12 protein-coding genes are annotated in these 18,220 nt (G+C 71.7%); 6 read left to right on the top strand and 6 right to left on the bottom strand.

The genetic code is table 11. The annotated features are described in order from the left end of the window. Nucleotides 1-188: 188 nt before the first annotated feature. From eda to zwf, 5 genes are all read right to left on the bottom strand, one after another. Nucleotides 189-866: a bifunctional 4-hydroxy-2-oxoglutarate aldolase/2-dehydro-3-deoxy-phosphogluconate aldolase gene (eda, locus tag LDO26_RS10810; protein ID WP_232131099.1), complete on the bottom strand. Its 678-nt coding sequence runs from the start codon at nt 864-866 to the stop codon at nt 189-191. 3 nt (nt 867-869) lie between these two features. Further along, entirely contained in the window at nt 870-2,786 is a 1,917-nt protein-coding gene (gene edd / locus LDO26_RS10805) for a phosphogluconate dehydratase (protein WP_232131098.1), read from the bottom strand. Between the two features lie 150 nt (nt 2,787-2,936). After that, a complete protein-coding gene (gene pgl, locus LDO26_RS10800) occupies nt 2,937-3,629 on the bottom strand; it encodes a 6-phosphogluconolactonase (protein WP_232131097.1) in 693 nt (230 codons plus the stop codon). A 56-nt stretch (nt 3,630-3,685) separates the two neighbouring features. Then, nucleotides 3,686-4,690 carry a glucokinase gene (glk, locus tag LDO26_RS10795; protein ID WP_435594067.1) on the bottom strand — a complete coding sequence of 335 codons (1,005 nt, stop codon included), beginning with the start codon at nt 4,688-4,690 and terminating at the stop codon, nt 3,686-3,688. Next, nucleotides 4,687-6,105, bottom strand: a complete 1,419-nt coding sequence (zwf, locus tag LDO26_RS10790; protein WP_232131095.1) for a glucose-6-phosphate dehydrogenase — start codon at nt 6,103-6,105, stop codon at nt 4,687-4,689. The genes glk and zwf overlap by 4 nt, the downstream gene beginning before the upstream one ends. Nucleotides 6,106-6,619: 514 nt before the next feature. Here zwf and LDO26_RS10785 point away from each other — a divergent pair. The 5 genes from LDO26_RS10785 to epmA all read left to right on the top strand — a co-directional run bounded on the left by LDO26_RS10785 (nt 6,620) and on the right by epmA (nt 15,934). After that, on the top strand, nt 6,620-7,720 hold the full coding sequence (locus LDO26_RS10785; RefSeq protein WP_232131094.1) for an ABC transporter ATP-binding protein: 1,101 nt from the start codon (nt 6,620-6,622) through the stop codon (nt 7,718-7,720). A gap of 351 nt (nt 7,721-8,071) precedes the next feature. Continuing rightward, nucleotides 8,072-11,584, top strand: a complete 3,513-nt coding sequence (gene smc / locus LDO26_RS10780; RefSeq protein ID WP_232131093.1) for a chromosome segregation protein SMC — start codon at nt 8,072-8,074, stop codon at nt 11,582-11,584. A 27-nt stretch (nt 11,585-11,611) separates the two neighbouring features. Continuing rightward, the gene (zipA, locus tag LDO26_RS10775) at nt 11,612-12,361 is read left to right on the top strand and encodes a cell division protein ZipA (RefSeq protein WP_232131092.1); all 750 of its coding nucleotides are present in this window, start codon (nt 11,612-11,614) and stop codon (nt 12,359-12,361) included. A gap of 79 nt (nt 12,362-12,440) precedes the next feature. Further along, nucleotides 12,441-14,963, top strand: a complete 2,523-nt coding sequence (gene ligA / locus LDO26_RS10770; protein ID WP_232131091.1) for an NAD-dependent DNA ligase LigA — start codon at nt 12,441-12,443, stop codon at nt 14,961-14,963. 2 nt (nt 14,964-14,965) lie between these two features. After that, on the top strand, nt 14,966-15,934 hold the full coding sequence (gene epmA / locus LDO26_RS10765; RefSeq protein ID WP_232131106.1) for an EF-P lysine aminoacylase EpmA: 969 nt from the start codon (nt 14,966-14,968) through the stop codon (nt 15,932-15,934). A 144-nt stretch (nt 15,935-16,078) separates the two neighbouring features. Here epmA and LDO26_RS10760 read toward each other — a convergent pair whose 3' ends face one another. After that, nucleotides 16,079-17,758, bottom strand: a complete 1,680-nt coding sequence (locus LDO26_RS10760; RefSeq protein ID WP_232131090.1) for a phytoene desaturase family protein — start codon at nt 17,756-17,758, stop codon at nt 16,079-16,081. Here LDO26_RS10760 and LDO26_RS10755 point away from each other — a divergent pair. After that, a complete protein-coding gene (locus tag LDO26_RS10755) occupies nt 17,718-18,212 on the top strand; it encodes a TetR/AcrR family transcriptional regulator (RefSeq protein ID WP_232131089.1) in 495 nt (164 codons plus the stop codon). The two genes, LDO26_RS10760 and LDO26_RS10755, sit on opposite strands and share 41 nt — an antisense overlap. The last annotated feature ends 8 nt before the right edge of the window (nt 18,213-18,220 follow it).

The following is an 18,220-nucleotide window of genomic DNA, read 5'->3' as shown; positions in this document are numbered from 1 at the left end:
TTCCCGTAACGACATCGTCGACACCTCCTGCCACGGCATCGCCTGCTCCTGTTGGGCTTCGATGCTGCAGCTTGAATGTGTCCACCATGTCCCCGAACACCTGTCCACCATGTGGCCGGGCCATACAGCGGGAGAGGGGTTGGGGTGAGGGCACGGCAGCCTCTCGCCGGCCCTTCGCGCGACCGTGCCTACGCGCCCCGCACCTGCCGCACGATCTCCGCGGCGCGCGCGGCGGTGTCGCGGACGCGGGCGTAGTCGCCTGCGGCCAGCCAGGCCTTGTCGAGCATCCACGAGCCGCCGATGCAGGCGACGTTGGGCTGTGACAGGAATTCGGCGGCGTTGGCTTCCGAGATGCCGCCGGTCGGGCAGAAGCGCATGTCGTGCAACGGGCCGGCCAGGCCCTTGAGCATCGCCAGGCCGCCGACCGCGCTGGCCGGGAACAGCTTGCAGTGGCGGAAGCCGAGCGCGTGCAGGGCGAGGAATTCGGTCGGCGTCGCCGCGCCGGGGACGGCCGGGATCGCGGCGGCGGCCAGGGCCTCGGCCAGCGACGCCGGCGTGCCCGGGGTGACCAGGAAGTCGGCGCCGGCGTCGATCGAGGCCCGGATGTCGTCCGCCGTGCGCACGGTGCCGGCGCCGATGACGATGTCCGGACGTTCGCGCTTGAGCGTCGCCAGCGCGTCGATCGCGACCGGCGTGCGCAGGGTGAGTTCCAGTGTGCCCAGGCCGCCTTCGAGCAGCGCGTCGGCGATCGCGCGCGCCTGGTCGAGGCTGTCGACGGTGATCACCGGCAGCACGCCGGCGGCATGCAGCAGCTGCGCCGCGCGTTGCCGGCGCTCGGAAATCGGGGGCGGGGCAGGGGATGGCATCGGTCAGGCGTCCTTGGATTCGTGCGGGGCGTCGAGCGCGGCGGCATCGTCGCCGAGGTCGTATTCGGCGTCGTAGTCCCAGGCGCTGCCGTCGGTGGTCGCCGGGCCGCAGGAGATCGACAGCGCGCCGCGGTCGGCGGGGGCGACGTTGGCGCGGTTGAAGCCGAACAGGTTGCGGCCGAAGTCGGTCGCCGCCGGCGCGGTGTCGGCGGCGATTTCGCGCGCGTCCCATTCCTCGGCATCGACGAAGGCCTGCAGCGTGCCGGCCTCGCCGTCGAGGCGGACGATGTCGCCCTCGCGCAGCTTCGCGATCGGGCCGCCGCGCGCGGCCTCGGGGGTGACGTGGATCGCGGCGGGGATCTTGCCCGACGCGCCCGACAGGCGGCCATCGGTGACCAGCGCCACGCGCCGGCCCTGGTTCTGCAGCATGCCCAGCAGCGGCGCCAGCGAATGCAGTTCCGGCATGCCGTTGGCCTTCGGGCCCTGGTAGCGCACCACCGCGACGAAATCCGGCGGCAGCGCGCCGGCCGCGTGCAGGCGGTTGAGCGCCTGCGGCGTGTCGACGACGACCGCAGGCGCCTCGATGGTGCGGAACTCGGGTTTCACCGCCGACAGCTTGATCAGCGCGCGGCCGAGGTTGCCGTGCAGCAGCCGCAGGCCGCCCTGGGCCTCGAACGGCGCCGAGGCCGGGCGCAGCACCTGCTCGTCGGCGCTGGCGGCGATGCCGGGCGTGTAGACCAGCACATCGCCGTCGAGTCGCGGGTCGTCGCAGTAGGCACGCATGCCGCCCGGCACCACGGTGGCGATGTCGTCGTGCATCAGGCCGGCGTCGAGCAGTTCGCGGAACACGTAGGCGTTGCCGCCGGCGGCGTGATAGCGGTTCACGTCGGCCTCGCCGTTGGGATAGACCCGCGCCAGCAGCGGGACCGCGCGCGACATCGCGTCCATGTCGTCCCAGGTCAGCACGATGCCGGCCGCGCGCGCCACCGCGATCCAGTGGATGGTGTGGTTGGTCGAGCCGCCGGTGGCCATCAGCATCGCCACCGCGTTGACGATCGCGCGCTCGTCGATCAGCTGGCCGATCGGGCGGTAGTCCTCGCCGAGCGCGCTGATGCGCAGCGCGCGCTCGGTCGCGGCGCGGGTCAGCGCATCGCGCAGCGGCGTGCCCGGATTGACGAACGAGGCGCCCGGCAACTGCACGCCCATCGCCTCGAGCAGGGTCTGGTTGGAGTTGGCGGTGCCGTAGAAGGTGCAGGTGCCGGGGCCGTGGTAGGAGTCGGACTCGGCCTGCAGCAGTTCCTCGCGCGTGGCCTCGCCGGCGGCGTAGCGCTCGCGCACCTCGGCCTTCTGCTTGTTGGGGATGCCCGGCGTCATCGGCCCGGCCGGCAGGAACACGGCCGGCAGGTGGCCATAGGCGAGCGCGCCGATCAGCAGGCCGGGCACGATCTTGTCGCAGACCCCGAGGTACAGCGCGGCGTCGAACATGTCGTGCGACAGGCCGATCGCGGTCGACTGGGCGATGACGTCGCGCGAGAACAGCGACAGTTCCATGCCGGCGCGGCCCTGGGTCACGCCGTCGCACATCGCCGGCACGCCGCCGGCGACCTGCGCGGTGGCGCCGAGCGCGCGCGCGGTCTCGCGCACCAGCGCCGGGTAGTGCTCGAACGGCTGGTGCGCCGACAGCATGTCGTTGTAGGCGGTGACGATGCCGAGGTTCGGCGTGGCCGCGCCGCGCAGGCGCGCCTTGTCGGTCGGCCCGCAGGCGGCGAAGCCGTGGGCGAGGTTGGCGCAGCTGAGCCGGCTGCGCAGCGGGCCGGCCTCGCACATGCGCGCGATGCCGTCGAGGTAGGCGCGACGCGATCCCGCGCTGCGCTTGCGGATGCGTTCGGTGACGGCGTGGACGACCGGGTGCAGGCTCATGGGCGGCGGCTATGAGAGTGGGGGGAATGGAGCGGCGGCACGGATCGGGACGTGGTCGCGGGAGGTGTTGCCGCGACGGTGGATGCGGTGCGGCCCGGGGCGGCGGACCTCATGGCGACATCGGGCGCATCGATGCACCGGGTATCGACATCAGGGGCACCAGTGCACATGCAAGGCTGCACCCGGCGTGGTGAAGGCGATGCGCGCGGGATACTCGGTGGCGTCGTCGCTTTCGAGCAGGCGGTCGAGCAGCGCGCGCTTGCGCTCGCCGCGGATCAGCAGGATGCGGGTCTGCGCGGGCGCGAGGCCCGCCGGCGTCAGGCTGATGCGCCGGTGCCACGGGCCCGCGCCGGGGCAGCCGGTCGCATCCACGCCGACATAGGCGGCAGGCGTGCGCAGCGCGCGCTCCAGGTCCTCCATGCCGGGGAACAGCGACGCGGTATGGCCGTCGTCGCCCATGCCCAGCACGACGACGCCGGCCGGCTGGCGCGCGTGCAGGTTGGCGGTGGAGACCGCCTCGTCGAACGGGCGGCCGGCACTGGTCAGGGTTTCCAGGCGGGCCTTCGCGGCCTTGTTCTGGATCAGCGTCTCGCGCAGCAGCCGCGCGTTGCTGTCGGGGTCCTCGGGCAGCAGCCAGCGTTCGTCGACCAGGGCCACGTCGACCCGGTCCCAGGCCAGCGGGGCCTTCGACAGGGCCTCGTACACCGGCCCGGGCGTCTTGCCGCCGGACAGCAGCAGGCGCGCGCGGCCTTCCTTCTGCAGGTCGCGCGCCAGTGCCGAGGAAATCGCGATCGCCGCGCCCCAGGTCCACTGGGTCGCCGAGTCGTAGACATGCAGGTGCATGCGGGCATCGTCGCCGATTCCGGCGCCGATGCCAAAAGCCGGCGGCGTCGCCCGGCTCACGTCGCCGCCCTGCGCCGCGCGATCGCGGCCGCGCCCAGCAGGCCCGGATGCGGATGCAGCACCGCGACCGTCGGCACCCGCGCCATGTTCGGCGAGAACCGGCCCTTGTGCTCGAAGCGCTGGCGGAAGCCCGAATGCCGGATCGAGTCGAGCATCTTCGGCACCAGCCCGCCGGTCAGGAACACGCCGTCCCAGGCGCCGAGCGTCAGCACCAGGTCGCCGGCGATCGCGCCAAACACCGCGCAGAACACGTCGATGGTGCGGCCGCACAGCGGATCGCCGGCCTGCGCGCGCGCGGTGATGTCGGCCGGCTGCAGCGGGCCGGGATCCTCGCCGGCGATCTCGCTGAGCGCGCGGTGGATGTTGACCAGGCCCGGGCCGCAGATCAGCCGCTCGTTGGAGACGCGTCCGAACTGTTCCGACAGCCGCTGCAGGATCTCGGTCTCCTCCGGCGTGCCGGGCGGGAAGCTGACATGGCCGCCTTCGGTCTCCAGCGGATGCTGGTGGCCGTCGCGCATCACCAGCGCGCCGACGCCCAGCCCGGTGCCGGGGCCGATGACCGCATAGGTGCGTGCGGCCAGCGGGTCGTCGCCGGCGTGCCACGAGGCCGCGCCGATGGTCGCGACGTCCGCCGCCTGCAGCAGCGGGATGGCCATCGCCTGGGCGGCGAAATCGTTGACCAGCACGACATCCTCGATGCCGAGGCGCTGGCGGGTCCGCGAGCGCGAGATCACCCACGGGTGGTTGGTGATGCGCGCCTCGTCGCCGTCGACCCGGCCGGCGACCGCGAACACGCCCCGGTGCAGCTGGACCTCGCCGGCCTGCCCGGTTTCCTGCAGATAGTGCAGCGCGGCGTCGGCCAGCGACGGAAAGCTGGCGACCGCGAACCCGCGCACGCTGTCGAGGATCAGCGGGGTCGGGCTGGCGGTGTCGGCCAGCGCGAAGCGGGCGTTGGTGCCGCCGATGTCGGCCAGCAGCGCGAGGGGCGGCATCGCGCTCACGCCTTGCGCCCGTTCTGCGTGGTCACCGCGCGCGGCAGGAACGGCGCCGCCTCCACCGGCCCCCACGAGCCTGCGGGGTAGTCGTGGACCGGCGTGCGCGCGTCGCGCCAGGCGGCGCTGACGCTGTCGATCCAGCGCCATGCGGCCTCGACCTCGTCGTCGCGCACGAACAGCGTCTGGTCGCCCTTGAGCGCGTCGATCATCAGTCGCTCGTAGGCGATGCGGCGCTTGGGCGGCAGCATCGCCAGGTCCAGCGACATCGGCTGCAGTTCGTTGGCGCTCCATTCCGATGCGGCCAGGCTGCCCATCAGCCCGAGTTCGATGGTCTCCTCGGGTTGCAGCCGCATGCGCAGCTGGTTGGGACGCGCGCGCCTGGCTTCGCCGGCCCCGAAGACCCAGTGGGTCACGGGTCTGAAGGTCACCACGACCTCGGTGGTGCGCGAGGGCATGCGCTTGCCGGTGACCAGGCGGAACGGCACGCCGGCCCAGCGCCAGTTGTCGATCCATGCGCGCAGGCCGACGAAGGTCTCGACGTCGTCGTGTCCGCCGGCGTCGAAGCCCTTGACCGCGTGGCCGTCGACGACGCCGTCGCGGTAGCGGCCGCGTACGCTGTCGGCGCCGGCGTCGGCCGCGGACATCGGCCGCAGCGCCCGCAGCACCTTGCGCTTCTCGTCGCGGATGCTGTCGGTGTCCATCGCCGCCGGCGGTTCCATCGCGATCAGGGCGAGCAGCTGCAGCATGTGGTTCTGGACCATGTCGCGCAGCGCGCCGTAGTCGGCGTAGTAGCCCTCGCGGCCGTCGACGCCGGCGGTCTCGGCGACGATGATGTCGACCGATTCGATCCAGCGGCGTTCCCACACCGCCTCGAACAGCGTATTGCCCAGCCGCAGCGCCAGCAGGTTCTGCACCGGCGCCTTGCCCAGGTAGTGGTCGATGCGGAAGATCCGCGACTCGTCGAGCGCGGACTTCAGCGTGGCGTCGATTTCCTTCGCGCTGGCCAGGTCGTGGCCGATCGGCTTCTCCAGCACCAGCCGCGACGGCGCCTCCAGCAGGCCGGCGGCCTTGAGCCCGCGGCAGGCCGAGGCGAACAGGTTCGGCGGCGTCGACAGGTAGCTGACCGCCGGCCGGTCGGCGTAGCGCGACAGCGACGCGGCCATCGAGTCGGCGTCGCCGAGGTCGACCGGGACGTAGTGGATGCGCCGCAGCAGTTCCTCGAGCACGACGTAGTCGTCGCCGTCGAGCCGGTCGCGCAGCCAGGCGCGGAACGAGTCGTCGTCGTGCGCGCTGCGCGCGATCGCGATCACCCGGAAGGTGTCGGGCAGCAGCCGGTCGCGCAGCAGGTGGTGCAGCGAGGGGAACAGGTAGCGTTGTGCCAGGTCGCCGGTGGCGCCGAACAGCAGCAGGGAATCGTGCATGGACGCCAGGGGATCCTTGTCGCTCAGGAGGAAGACGACGGCGTGGTGCCGACGCCGGAGAATAGCAGCGCATCGTGGCCCCGGAAGGGGCATTCGCGGAACGGCGCACGGCGGCCGCCGGCATGACCGGCGGGGCCCGACCCGTTGTGCACCGCAGCCAAACCGGCGGGACATTGCGTGGCCGCGGCGCGGCGTTGCCGGCGCCCGGCAGGCCAGGCCGGCGCATCGGGCGATGGCGGCGACGCGACAGTGTTGACCGGCCGGACCGGCATGGCGCGACATCTGTCCGCGTGCACGCTGCCGGCCGTTGTCCCGGATGCCGCGCCGCGGCGCGGGCGACGGGTCCGACGGTGCAGGCCGCGCCGTTGGCGCGGATCCGGGATGGCATCGCGCAATGTCGTCGCCTCCGCAGCTGCCTGAAAACGATTACATGCCAGAATAGCCGAAATCGGAAGTGGTCGCGTCCGGCCCGCGGGCCGGCGTGCCACGATGCCACGACAGCCCGGGAGGCAAGATGGCCAACGTGCGGTTCGATGCGGTACGCAAGGTGTATCCCAATGGCCATGTCGGCGTGGCCGGCGCCAGCTTCGACGTCGCCGACGGCGAACTGCTGGTGCTGGTGGGGCCTTCGGGTTGTGGCAAGTCGACGCTGCTGCGGATGGTCGCCGGCCTCGAGGCGATCACCTCCGGCACGCTGTCGATCGGCGGGCGCGTGGTCAACGACGTCGCACCCAAGGACCGCGACATCGCGATGGTGTTCCAGAGCTACGCGCTGTACCCGCACATGAGCGTCGCCGAGAACCTCGCATTCGGCCTGAAGCTGCGCGGGCAGCCGAAGGCGGAGATCGCCGCGCGCGTGGCCGAGGCGGCGCAGATGCTGGAACTGGGCGCAGTGCTCGACCGCAAGCCGGGCCAGCTGTCGGGCGGCCAGCGCCAGCGCGTTGCGCTGGGGCGTGCGCTGGTGCGCCAGCCGCAGGTGTTCCTGCTCGACGAGCCGCTGTCCAACCTCGATGCGAAGCTGCGCAGCGGCATGCGGGTGGAGATCGCGCGGCTGCACCGCAAGCTGGGCACGACCATGATCTACGTCACCCACGACCAGATCGAGGCGATGACCCTCGGCCAGCGCATCGTGGTGTTCCGCGACGGCGAGATCCAGCAGATCGACACGCCGATGGCGCTGTACGAGCAGCCGGACAACCTGTTCGTCGCGACGTTCCTCGGCAGCCCGGCGATGAACGTGCTGCGCGGCACGCTGCAGCGCGACGCAGCGGGCGAGGGCGGTGGCTGGCGTTTCGTCGTCGACGACGGCCTGTCGCTGGCGCTGGGCGCCGCGCCGCTGCCCGGCGACTGGCATGGCCGCACGCTGGACCTCGGCATCCGTCCCGAACACCTGCAGCCGACCGGTCACGGCGATGCCGCGCTGTCGCCGCTGGTCGAGGTGGTCGAGCCGGTCGGCAGCGAGGTCTTCGTCAACCTGCGCATCGGCGACCATGCGCTGGTCGCGCGGCTGCCGCCCGAACGGGTGCCGGTGCCCGGCGAGACACTGCCGCTGCGGATTCCGGTCGAGCGCGTGCATTTCTTCGATATCGATACCGGAACGCGCCTGGCGCACTGAGGGATCGCCCGCCTGCCGCCACCGTCGCCACGGGCGTTCGGCGACGCGCTCGCTGCGGCGTTCGATCGACTCCCGACCTTCGAGCCCGGACGGTCCGCGCCCGCCGCGCCGCCGTGGTGCGTCCCGGGCCGCGCGCGGGTCGCGGGATCCCGCCGGGACGCCGTGGTGGCGACCCGGCAAGGGCCGGCCCGGCTCGTTATACTGGCCGCTTGCCCCCTGTCGACGGGCATCGAATGCCAGTGGATTCAACCACTTGGCCGCGATGCGCGGGTCGCTCAGGGCACGCCATTCCCGTTTCATCTTCCACGGCGGCCGCTGCCTGCGGACGCCATCGAGGCATCCCGACGCCGCATGCGCCTGTCCACGATCAAGCTCGCCGGTTTCAAGTCCTTCGTCGATCCGACCACCCTGCACCTGCCGACCAACATGACCGGCGTGGTGGGTCCCAACGGCTGCGGCAAGTCCAACATCATCGACGCGGTGCGCTGGGTCATGGGCGAGTCCTCGGCCAGCCGCCTGCGCGGCGACTCGCTGACCGACGTGATCTTCGCCGGCTCGACCGCACGCAAGCCGGTGTCGCAGGCGATGGTGGAACTGGTGTTCGACAACAGCGACCACACCATCTCCGGCGAGTTCGCCGCGTTCAACGAGATCTCGGTCAAGCGCACCGTCAGCCGCGACGGCCAGAGCGGCTACTACCTCAACGGCACCAAGTGCCGCCGCCGCGACATCACCGACCTGTTCCTCGGCACCGGCCTGGGGCCGCGCAGCTACTCGATCATCGAGCAGGGCATGATCAGCCAGATCATCGACGCCAAGCCCGAGGAACTGCGGGTCTACCTGGAAGAGGCCGCCGGCATCTCCAAGTACAAGGAGCGCCGCAAGGAAACCGAGACCCGCATCCGCCACACCCGCGAGAACCTCGACCGTCTCGGCGACCTGCGCGAGGAGGTCGGCAAGCAGCTCGAGCACCTCAAGCGCCAGGCGCGCCAGGCCGAGCAGTACACCGCGATCCAGGCCGAGCGCAGGATCCGCGACGCCGAATGGAAGGCGCTGGAGTTCCGCACCCTCGACGCCCGCCTGCAGGCGCTGCGCGAGGGGCTGGCGCAGGAAGAGACCCGGCTGCAGCAGCTGATCGCCGAACAGCGCGAGGCCGAGCGCGAGCTCGAGACCGGCCGCGGCCGCCGCGAGGACGCCGCCGCCGCGCTCAACCGGGCGCAGGCCGAGAGCTACGAGGTCAGCGGCGCGCTGGCCCGGATCGAGCAGCAGATCGCCCACCAGCGCGAGCTGTCGTCGCGGTTGCTGAAGGCGCGCGACGAGGCGCAGGCGCAGCTGGCCGAGCTCGGCGAGCACATCAGCGGCGACCAGGCACGGCTCGACGCGCTGCATGAAAGCATCGCCGAGGCCGAGCCGCGGCTGGCCCAGCTGCAGGACGACGACGGCGTGCGCCAGGACGCGCTGCGCGATGCCGAGGCCGCGCTCGCCGACTGGCAGACGCGCTGGGACGCCCACAACCGCGAGCAGAGCGAGGCCGCGCGCGCCGCCGATGTCGAACGCACCCGGGTCGACTACCTGGACCGGCAGTCGCTGGAAGCAGACCGGCGCCGCGAACAGCTCGATGCCGAGCGCGCCGGCATCGATCTCGAGGCGCTGGCCGAGGCCTTCGCCGACATCCAGATCCGCCACGACGACCAGAAGGCGTCGCTGGACACGCTGACCGACGACCTCGAGGCCCGCAAGGCGGCCGCGGTCGAACTGCAGGACGGCCAGCGGCGCGCGCAGGAGGAGATCTCCGGCGTGCGCAAGCAGGCGCAGGAAGCGCGCGGCCGGCTGTCGTCGCTGGAGACCCTGCAAAACGCGGCGCTGGGCCAGGAGCAGGGCGCGGCGGTCGAGTGGCTGCGCCAGCGCGGGCTGGACTCGGCTGCGCGCGTCGGCGAACGGCTGCAGGTCGAGGCCGGCTGGGAGAACGCGGTCGAAAGCGCGCTCGGCCAGCTGATCGAAGGCGTGCTGGTCGACGGCGGCGACGTCCCGGCCGAACTGGTCGACGCGCTGGGCGAACTCGGCGAGAGCCGGCTGGCGCTGGTGTCGGCGGGTGATGCGCCGGCGGCCTTCGCCGCGACCTCGCTGGCGGAGAAGGTGCAGGGGCCGCTGGCGATCCGCCGGCTGCTGGCGCGCTTGCACGTCGCCGAGACCCTGGCCGAGGCGCGCGCGCTGCAGCCCACGCTGGGCGAGGGCGATTCGGTCATCACCCGCAGCGGCGAGCGGCTCGGCGCGGGCTGGGTGCGGGTGTCGCGCTCGGGCGCGGCCAAGCAGGGCGCGCTGCTGCGCGAACGCGAGATCCAGACGCTGCGCGCGCAGATCGCCGAGCTGCAGGAGCGCGAACACGCACTGGAACAGCAGATCGCCAGTGCCCGCGACCGCCTGCTGGCGGCCGAGCAGCAGCGCGAAGAGGCGCAGCGTGCGCTGTACCTGGCGCACCGCGGCGTGTCCGAACTGGCCGGGCAGGTGCAGAGCCAGCAGGGCCGCGTCGAAGCCGCGCGCAGCCGCATCGCCCGGATCGACAGCGATCTCGCGCAGCTGGGCGAGACGCTCGAGAACGCCGCGCAGCAGGCCCGCGAGTCGCGCGGCCGGCTCGAGGATGCGGTCGCGCGCATGGGCGAGGTGGAAACCGCCCGTGCCGCGCTGGAGAACGAGCGGCGCGGCCTGGTCGATGCGCGCGACGCCGCGCGCGCCGCGGCCCGCGAATCGCGCGACGCCACGCATGCGCTGGCCCTGACCCTGGAGTCGCAGCGCGCCCAGGTGGCATCGCTGACCCAGGCGCTGGCGCGCATGGGCGGCCAGCGCGGCCAGCTCGACACGCGGTTGGGCGAGCTGTCCGCGCAGCTGGCCGGCGGCGACTCGCCGGTCGATGCGCTGGAGCAGCAGCGCCAGGTCGCGCTGGAGGAACGCGTGCGCAGCGAACAGGCGCTGGCCGCGGCGCGTTCCACGCTCGAAGGCATCGACAACGAACTGCGGACCTTCGAACAGGTCCGGCAGCAGCGCGACGCGCAGGCGCTGACCCAGCGCGAGGCGATCGCCCAGCGCCGGCTCGACCAGCAGGCGCTGGTGATCGCCGCCGAGCAGCTGTCGACGGCGGTGGTCGAGGCCGGATTCGTCGTCGAGGACGTACTGAACGGACTGGACGAGAGCGCCAACGCGCCGGCGTGGGAGAAGATCGTCACCGACTTCGACGCGAAGCTGCGCCGGCTCGAGCCGGTCAACCTCGCCGCGATCGCCGAGCATGCCGAGGCCGCGCAGCGCAAGGAATACCTCGACGCCCAGGACGCCGACCTGATCACCGCGCTGGAGACGCTGGAGGAGGCGATCCGCAAGATCGACCGCGAGACCCGCGGCCGCTTCAAGGACACCTTCGACCGGGTCAATGCCGGCGTGCAGGCACTGTATCCGCGGCTGTTCGGCGGCGGCCACGCGTACCTGGAGCTGACCGGCGACGACCTGCTCGATACCGGCGTGGCGATCATGGCGCGGCCGCCGGGCAAGCGCGTGTCCAACATCTCGCTGCTGTCCGGCGGCGAGAAGGCGATGACCGCGGTCGCGCTGGTGTTCTCGATCTTCCAGCTCAATCCCGCGCCGTTCTGCCTGCTCGACGAGGTCGACGCGCCGCTGGACGAGGCCAACGTCGGCCGCTTCACCGCGATGGTCAAGGAGATGAGCGAGCAGGTGCAGTTCCTGTTCGTCAGTCACAACAAGGCGACGATGGAGGCCGCGTCGCAGCTCAGTGGCGTTACCATGCGCGAGCCGGGCGTCAGCCGACTGGTGTCCGTCGACCTTGCCGAAGCCACGCGTCTGGCCGGCGCCGCCTGATAGCCGCCCGAGAGGAGAACACCGCGAATGTCTGACGAGTGGATGCTGCGCATCGGGATCATCATTGCCGGCCTGCTGCTGATGGGCGCGATCTGGTATTTCGGCACCCGCCCGCGCGGCGGCCAAGGCCGCCGGGTCGTCGCCGACGAGCGCGAGGCGCGGCTGGAGCCGACGCTCGGCGCACAGCTCGAAAGCGAGCTTGCCGGGGACGGCGCCCAGCGCGAGGCCGATGACGGCGAAGCGGTGCAGGCGGAGATGGACCTGCTCGACCAGACGGTCGGCACGGTCTCGCCCAACAGCGAGCTGGGCAAGCGCAACACCGACGATTTCGACAAGATCATCACCCTGTACATCGCCGCGCGCGCCGGCAACGTGCTGCGCGGCCCGGACATCGTCGTCGCCGCCGAGAAGACCGGCCTGACCTACGGCCACATGAACGTGTTCCACCGGCTGGTCGACGGCCATCCCGAACGCGGCCCGATCTTCAGCGTCGCCAACATCCGCAGCCCCGGCAGCTTCGAGATGGCCGAGATCCAGAGCCTGGAGACCCCGGCGATCGCGTTCTTCCTGACCCTGCCGGCGCCGGTGCGCGCCCTCGATGCCTGGGACGCGATGCTGCCCACCGCCGAGCGCATGGCCGAACTGCTCGACGGCGTGCTGCTCGACGAACAGCGCAACGCGCTGGGCCGCCAGCGCATCGCCGGCCTGCGCGACGAACTGCGTGCCTGGGACCGCGAACACGAAGTCCCGCCGGTGACGCGCAGCCCGCGCTGGTGAGCGCGGTGCGACCTTCATCTCCCGTCTGACCTTCGTCGCCGGCAGCCGCGGGGTCTGCGTGGCCCTCTACAATTCCCGCATGCCAGCCGCCAACAATCCTGCCGAGCGCGCCGCCGACCTGCGCAGGCGCATCGAGAATGCCAACCACCGCTACTACGTGCTCGACGATCCGTCGATCCCGGACGCCGACTACGACGCGCTGATGCGCGAGCTCGAGGCGCTGGAGGCGGCGCATCCGGAGCTCGCCAGTCCCGATTCGCCGACCCGCACCGTCGGCGCGCGGCCCGACGGCGGTTTCCCGGAAGTGCACCACGCGATCCCGATGCTGTCGCTGGCCAATGCCTTCGAGACGCCCGGCGTGCCCGACGACGCCGACGACCGCACGCGCTTCGCCGAGGTCGCCGATTTCGAACGCCGCATCGAACAGAAACTCGATGTCCGCGACCCGGTGTTCTCGGTCGAGCCCAAGCTCGACGGGCTGGCGATCAGCCTGCGCTACGAGGGCGGCGCGTTCGTGCAGGGCTCGACGCGCGGCGACGGCACCACCGGCGAGGACGTCACCGCGAACCTGCGCCAGGTGCGCTCGGTGCCGCTGCGGCTTCGCGATGCCGGCGTGCCGGTGCCGGAAGTGCTGGAAGTGCGCGGCGAGATCTACATGCCGCGCAAGGACTTCGCCGAGTGGAACGCACGTGCGCTGGCACACAACGACAAGCTGCTGGCCAATCCGCGCAATGGCGCGGCCGGCTCGCTGCGCCAGCTCGATCCGGCCGTCACCCGGCGCCGCCCGCTGGCGCTGTTCGCCTACGGCATCGGCGAGGTGCGCGGCCTGGAGCTGCCGGAGACCCATTCCGAAACCCTGGCGCTGCTGCGCCGGTTCGGCTTTCCGGTCGCGCCGGAAGTCGACACGGCGGTCGGCTTCGACGGGCTGATCGCCTACTACCGGCGCATCGGCGCGGCCCGCGACACGCTGCCCTACGACATCGACGGCGTGGTCTACAAGCTCGACGACTACGACCAGCAGCAGGCGATGGGCTTCGTCTCGCGCGCGCCGCGCTGGGCGCTTGCGCACAAGTTCCCGGCGCAGGAGCAGGCCACCGTGCTGCGCGCGATCGAGGTGCAGATCGGCCGCACCGGCGCGGTGACGCCGGTCGCGCGGCTGCAGCCGGTGCAGGTCGCCGGGGTCACGGTGACCAACGCCACGCTGCACAACGCCGACCAGATCGCGCGCCTGGACGTGCGCGAGGGCGATACCGTCATCGTGCGCCGCGCCGGCGACGTGATTCCCGAAATCGTGCGCGTGGTCGAGGACCAGCGTCCGCCGGGCACCGTGCCGTGGACGATGCCGGCGCACTGCCCGGTCTGCGGCTCGGACATCGTCCGCGAGGACGGCGAGGCCGCATACCGATGCAGCGGTGGACTGGCCTGCGCCGCGCAGCGCAGGGAGGCGCTGCGCCACTTCGCCTCGCGCCGGGCGATGGATATCGAAGGGCTCGGCGACAGGCAGGCCGATGCGCTGGTCGAGTTCGGTTTCGTGCAGTCCCTGGACGACCTCTACACGTTGACGGTCGAGGACCTGGTGCGGATGAAGGCCGCGCTGGACGCGGCCACCGCCGCCGACCTGCTGCAGGCGGTCGCCGACAGCCGTGGCGCGCTGGTGCTCGACGACGAGGGGACCGCGCTGCTGGCGCAGGCCGGGTCGGAAGGCGTGGACGTGCACTGGAAGCGCGCCGGCTTCCTGCGCGCGCATCTCGCGGTCGAACTCGGTGGCAGGCTGGCGAGCCGCTGGGCGGAGAACCTGGTCGCCGGCATCGATGCCAGCCGCAACGCCACGCTGGCGCGGTTCCTGTTCGGACTCGGCATCCCGCACCTGGGCGAAACCACGGCCAAGGCGCTGGCGCACTGGCTGGGGACGCTGGCGTTCGTGCGCACCACGCCCGCGACATTGCTGCAGGCGCTGCCGGACATCGGCGGCGAGGTCGCGCGGTCGATCGCGACGTTCTTCGAGCAGCCCGGCAACGCCGCCGTGGTCGACGCGCTGCTGGCCTCGGGCATCCGCTTTTCCGACGAGGGCCCGCCGGCCGCGGCACTGCGCGAACGCCTCGATCTTGCGCACCTGCTAGCGACGCTGCCGGTCGACAAGCTCGGCGGCAAGAGCGCGCAGCGCCTGGCCGAGACCTACGGCACCCTCGATGCGCTGCTGCGCGCCAACGAGAGCGGCTGGGCCGGCGCGGGCGCGTCCAGGGCCGGCGCCGCCAACCTCGCCGCGTTCCTCGCCGATGACGACGCCCGCCGTTCCCTCGTCGAGGCCGATGCCGCGATGTGGCGGCTGCTCGACGCCGCACCGGCACAGGCCGCGCGCAGTGCCGGCCCGCTCGACGGCAGGACCGTCGTGCTGACCGGCAGCCTGGCCTCGATGACCCGCGACGAGGCCGGCGCGAAGCTGGAAGCGCTGGGGGCGAAACTCGCGGGCAGCGTGTCGAAGAAGACCGGCCTGGTCGTCGCCGGCGAGGCGGCCGGTTCCAAGCTGGCCAAGGCCGAGGAACTCGGTATCGAGATCTGGGACGAGCCTGCGCTGCTGGCGTTCCTGGACGCGCATTCGTGACGCTGGCGGCGCCGTCGGCGGCATTCGACACGTTGCGCCTGCGCGCGCGCCTCAATGCCACGCTGCGTGCGTTCTTCGCCGGTCGCGGCGTCGTCGAGGTCGAGACCCCGATGCTGTCGCAGGCCGGCAACACCGACCCCAACGTCGCCAGCTTCAGCACGCGCTTCAGTGGCCACGCGTCCGCGGGCAGCCGCATGCGCTGGCTGCGGACCTCGCCCGAGTTTCCGCTCAAGCGCCTGCTCGCGGCGGGTCTCGGCGACTGCTACGAACTCGGTCGGGTGTTCCGCGACGGCGAGGCCGGTGGCCGCCACAATCCCGAGTTCACGATGCTCGAGTGGTACCGCCTGGGCTGGGACCAGCACCGGCTCGCCGACGAGACCGTCGCGCTGGTACAGGCCGCGCTGGCACTCGTGGATCGCCGCGCCGAGGTCGTGCAGACGACCTACCGCGACCTGTACCGCGACGTGCTGGGTATCGATCCGTTCACCGATCCGGAGGCCAAACTGCGCGGCGCGCTGGGCGACGTGCGCATCGATCCCGAGGGACTGGGGCGCGACGACTGGCTGGACCTGCTGATGACACACGGCATCCAGCCCGGCATCGCTGCCGACAGCATCCTCGTCGTCCACGACTATCCGGCCTCCCAATGCATGCTGGCGCGGCTGGCCGAGCGCGACGGCGTGCCGGTCGCCGCGCGTTTCGAGCTCTACCTCGGCCCGCTGGAACTGGCCAACGGCTATCACGAGCTGGCCGACGCGACCGAGCAGCGCGCCCGTTTCGAGCGCGACCTCGCCGTGCGCGAGGCACGCGGAGTTGCGGCGCCCGCGGTCGACGAGGCCCTGTTGGCCGCGCTCGAGGGCGGTTTCCCCGATTGCGCCGGCGTCGCCCTGGGCGTGGATCGGCTGCTGATGGCGATGCTGGGCACGGCGCGAATCGCCGACGTGGTCGCATTCGATTTCGCGCGGGCCTGATTTCCGCAGTCCTGCGTCACTGGGATGCGCGCTCTCGGTCACCGCTGGTGATCCCGAAATCGCGTCAGGCATTCCGGGTTCCTGCTGCCGTCAAAGGAAGGGTGCAATACCCTTCCGGCGCGGCCCCTTTTCCGGCGCATCCCCTCAGCCGCGGCGCCGGTCATCCTGCAGCATCGCGTCGACGGCCTGCAGGCCGGACCAGACGGCGGTGGATACGCCGTAGCCGGGGAACGTGGTCTGGCCCGCCAGGTACAGGCCGGGGATGCCGGATCGATGCGGGAACAGCCGGTTCGGCGCGGTCCCCGGGGCGATGCCGTACAGCGCGCCTTCGTAGAGGTGGCGCGGTCCTGCGAACGCGCGTGGGTCGACGACGCGCATCGTCTCGATGTCGAGGCCGGGCATCCGCCGCCGCAGGGCTTCGACGTGGAGCCGTACGGCGCTGTCGGTCATGTCCGGCGACCAGTCCGCAGCGGTGTCGATGCCTGTGGCGGGTGCATAGAGTTCGACGATGGATTTCCCGGCGCCGGCGAGCGTGGGCAGGACCCGCGTCGGCACCGTCCACGACAGCCAGTCGGGCGCGCTCGATGGGCGCCTGTGCATCCGCCACTGGTGCGCCATCGCCGGCACGTGGTTGACGATGAAAGCGCCCGGCGCCGCAACGCCGCTGCATCCGAGCTGGATGGACACCGCGCGATGCGACAGCGGCGCGTCGCGGCAGATCCGCGCGAGCCGGCGCGGGATGGACCCGGGCGGCAGCAGGTTGCGCACGACATCGAAGCCCGAGGTCGTCGCCAGTACGTGTTGCGTTTCGATCCGCTCGCCGTCGGCCAGCAGCACGCCGCGGACCCGGCCGCCGGCGACGTCGATGCGTCGGACCGCCTGGCCCAGCCGTACATCGACATCGGGCCGCGGCAGGTACCGGAACAGGGCATCGGTGACTGCGCCCATCCCGCCTTCGGGCAGATGGAAGCCTTCTTCCAGCAATGCCATCAGGCCGATGATCTGGGTCGCCGGCAGGCGCTCGGGCGCGATGCCCGAATAGAGCAGGACGGCGCTCACCGCCGCCTGTACGCCGGGGTCGGGAAAGCAGTCTTCGATCAGCGAATCGACGTGCCCGCGCATGCGCGGCAGGTATCGCCCGAGGCGCAGCAACGCGCGCCACAGGGTCGGTTCGTGCGGCAGGACATCCTCGACCAATGTGCGGTAGACCGGGCCCCATTGCCGGCGCAGGCGGGCAAGCCCGTGCTGCAGGATTTCGGTCCGCGACTGCGCGCGCGGCCCGTCGACCCATGCCGTGTCGGCGCTGGCCAGATGGACGACGCTGCCGTCTTCCAGATGCGACTCGATCGGGTCGGCGATCGCCACCAGCCGGAGTTCGGCATCGAGATCCAGGCCCAGTCGCGCGAATCCCCGGCGCAGCAGGGAGGGCACCGCGACGTACACCGCACCATTGTTGAAGGTGAAGCCATCGACCGCAGTCGTGGAGCAGCAGCCTCCATGGGCGTCGCCTGCTTCAGCGAGCACGACCCGATGGCCGGCCCGGGCCAGGGCATTCGCGGCCGACAGACCGGCCAGGCCGGCACCGACCACCACGACAGGCTTGTTCACGAGCATCCACCCGGTCGATTGACCTGAAATTGACGTTGTGCAAAATTGTACACTGTTCAATGATTGGGCGGATCCCTTGGCAGACCGGAACACGCGCAAGCGCGAACGCACCCGCGACCAGTTGGCCCGCAGCGCGGTCGCACTGTTCGACAGACAGGGCTTCGACGCCACCACGATGGAGCAGATTTCAGTGGAGGCCGACGTGGCGCGCGGCACGCTCTACAACCATTTCCCGACCAAGGAAGCGGTGCTCGCCTACTGGATGCACGGCCAGCTGGCCGAAGCGTTGGGTCCGCTGCTGGCCGATGGACTGGCCGGACAGTCCTTCGTCGCGCAGCTGGCCAGGCTGCTGGAGGCATCCGCCGCGTGGTGGGAGGCGCATCGCGACTTCGCCGCGCCTTATGTCCGGCACCGGTTCCAGGAAGTCCGCGACGGAGCGGGAGATGCGCCGACTTCGGACATGATCCTCGCCTACCAGCACCTCATCGAAGCGGCGCAGGCATCGGGCGCGCTTTCCACCGGCGTGCCGTCCGCACGGCTGGCCGAGTACCTGCACTTCCTGTACTTGTGCGCGCTGATGCGCTGGCTGGCCGATCCCCGCAAGCGGCTGGCCGACGAGTTCGCATTCGCGATCGACTTCTTCCTGCAGGGGGCGGCGGCCCGCAGCTGACGGGACGG

The sequence above is a fragment of the Proluteimonas luteida genome (genome assembly GCF_021191695.1).
GTDB lineage: Bacteria > Pseudomonadota > Gammaproteobacteria > Xanthomonadales > Xanthomonadaceae > Luteimonas > Luteimonas luteida.
This window is presented reverse-complemented; position numbering and strand designations above follow the sequence as displayed.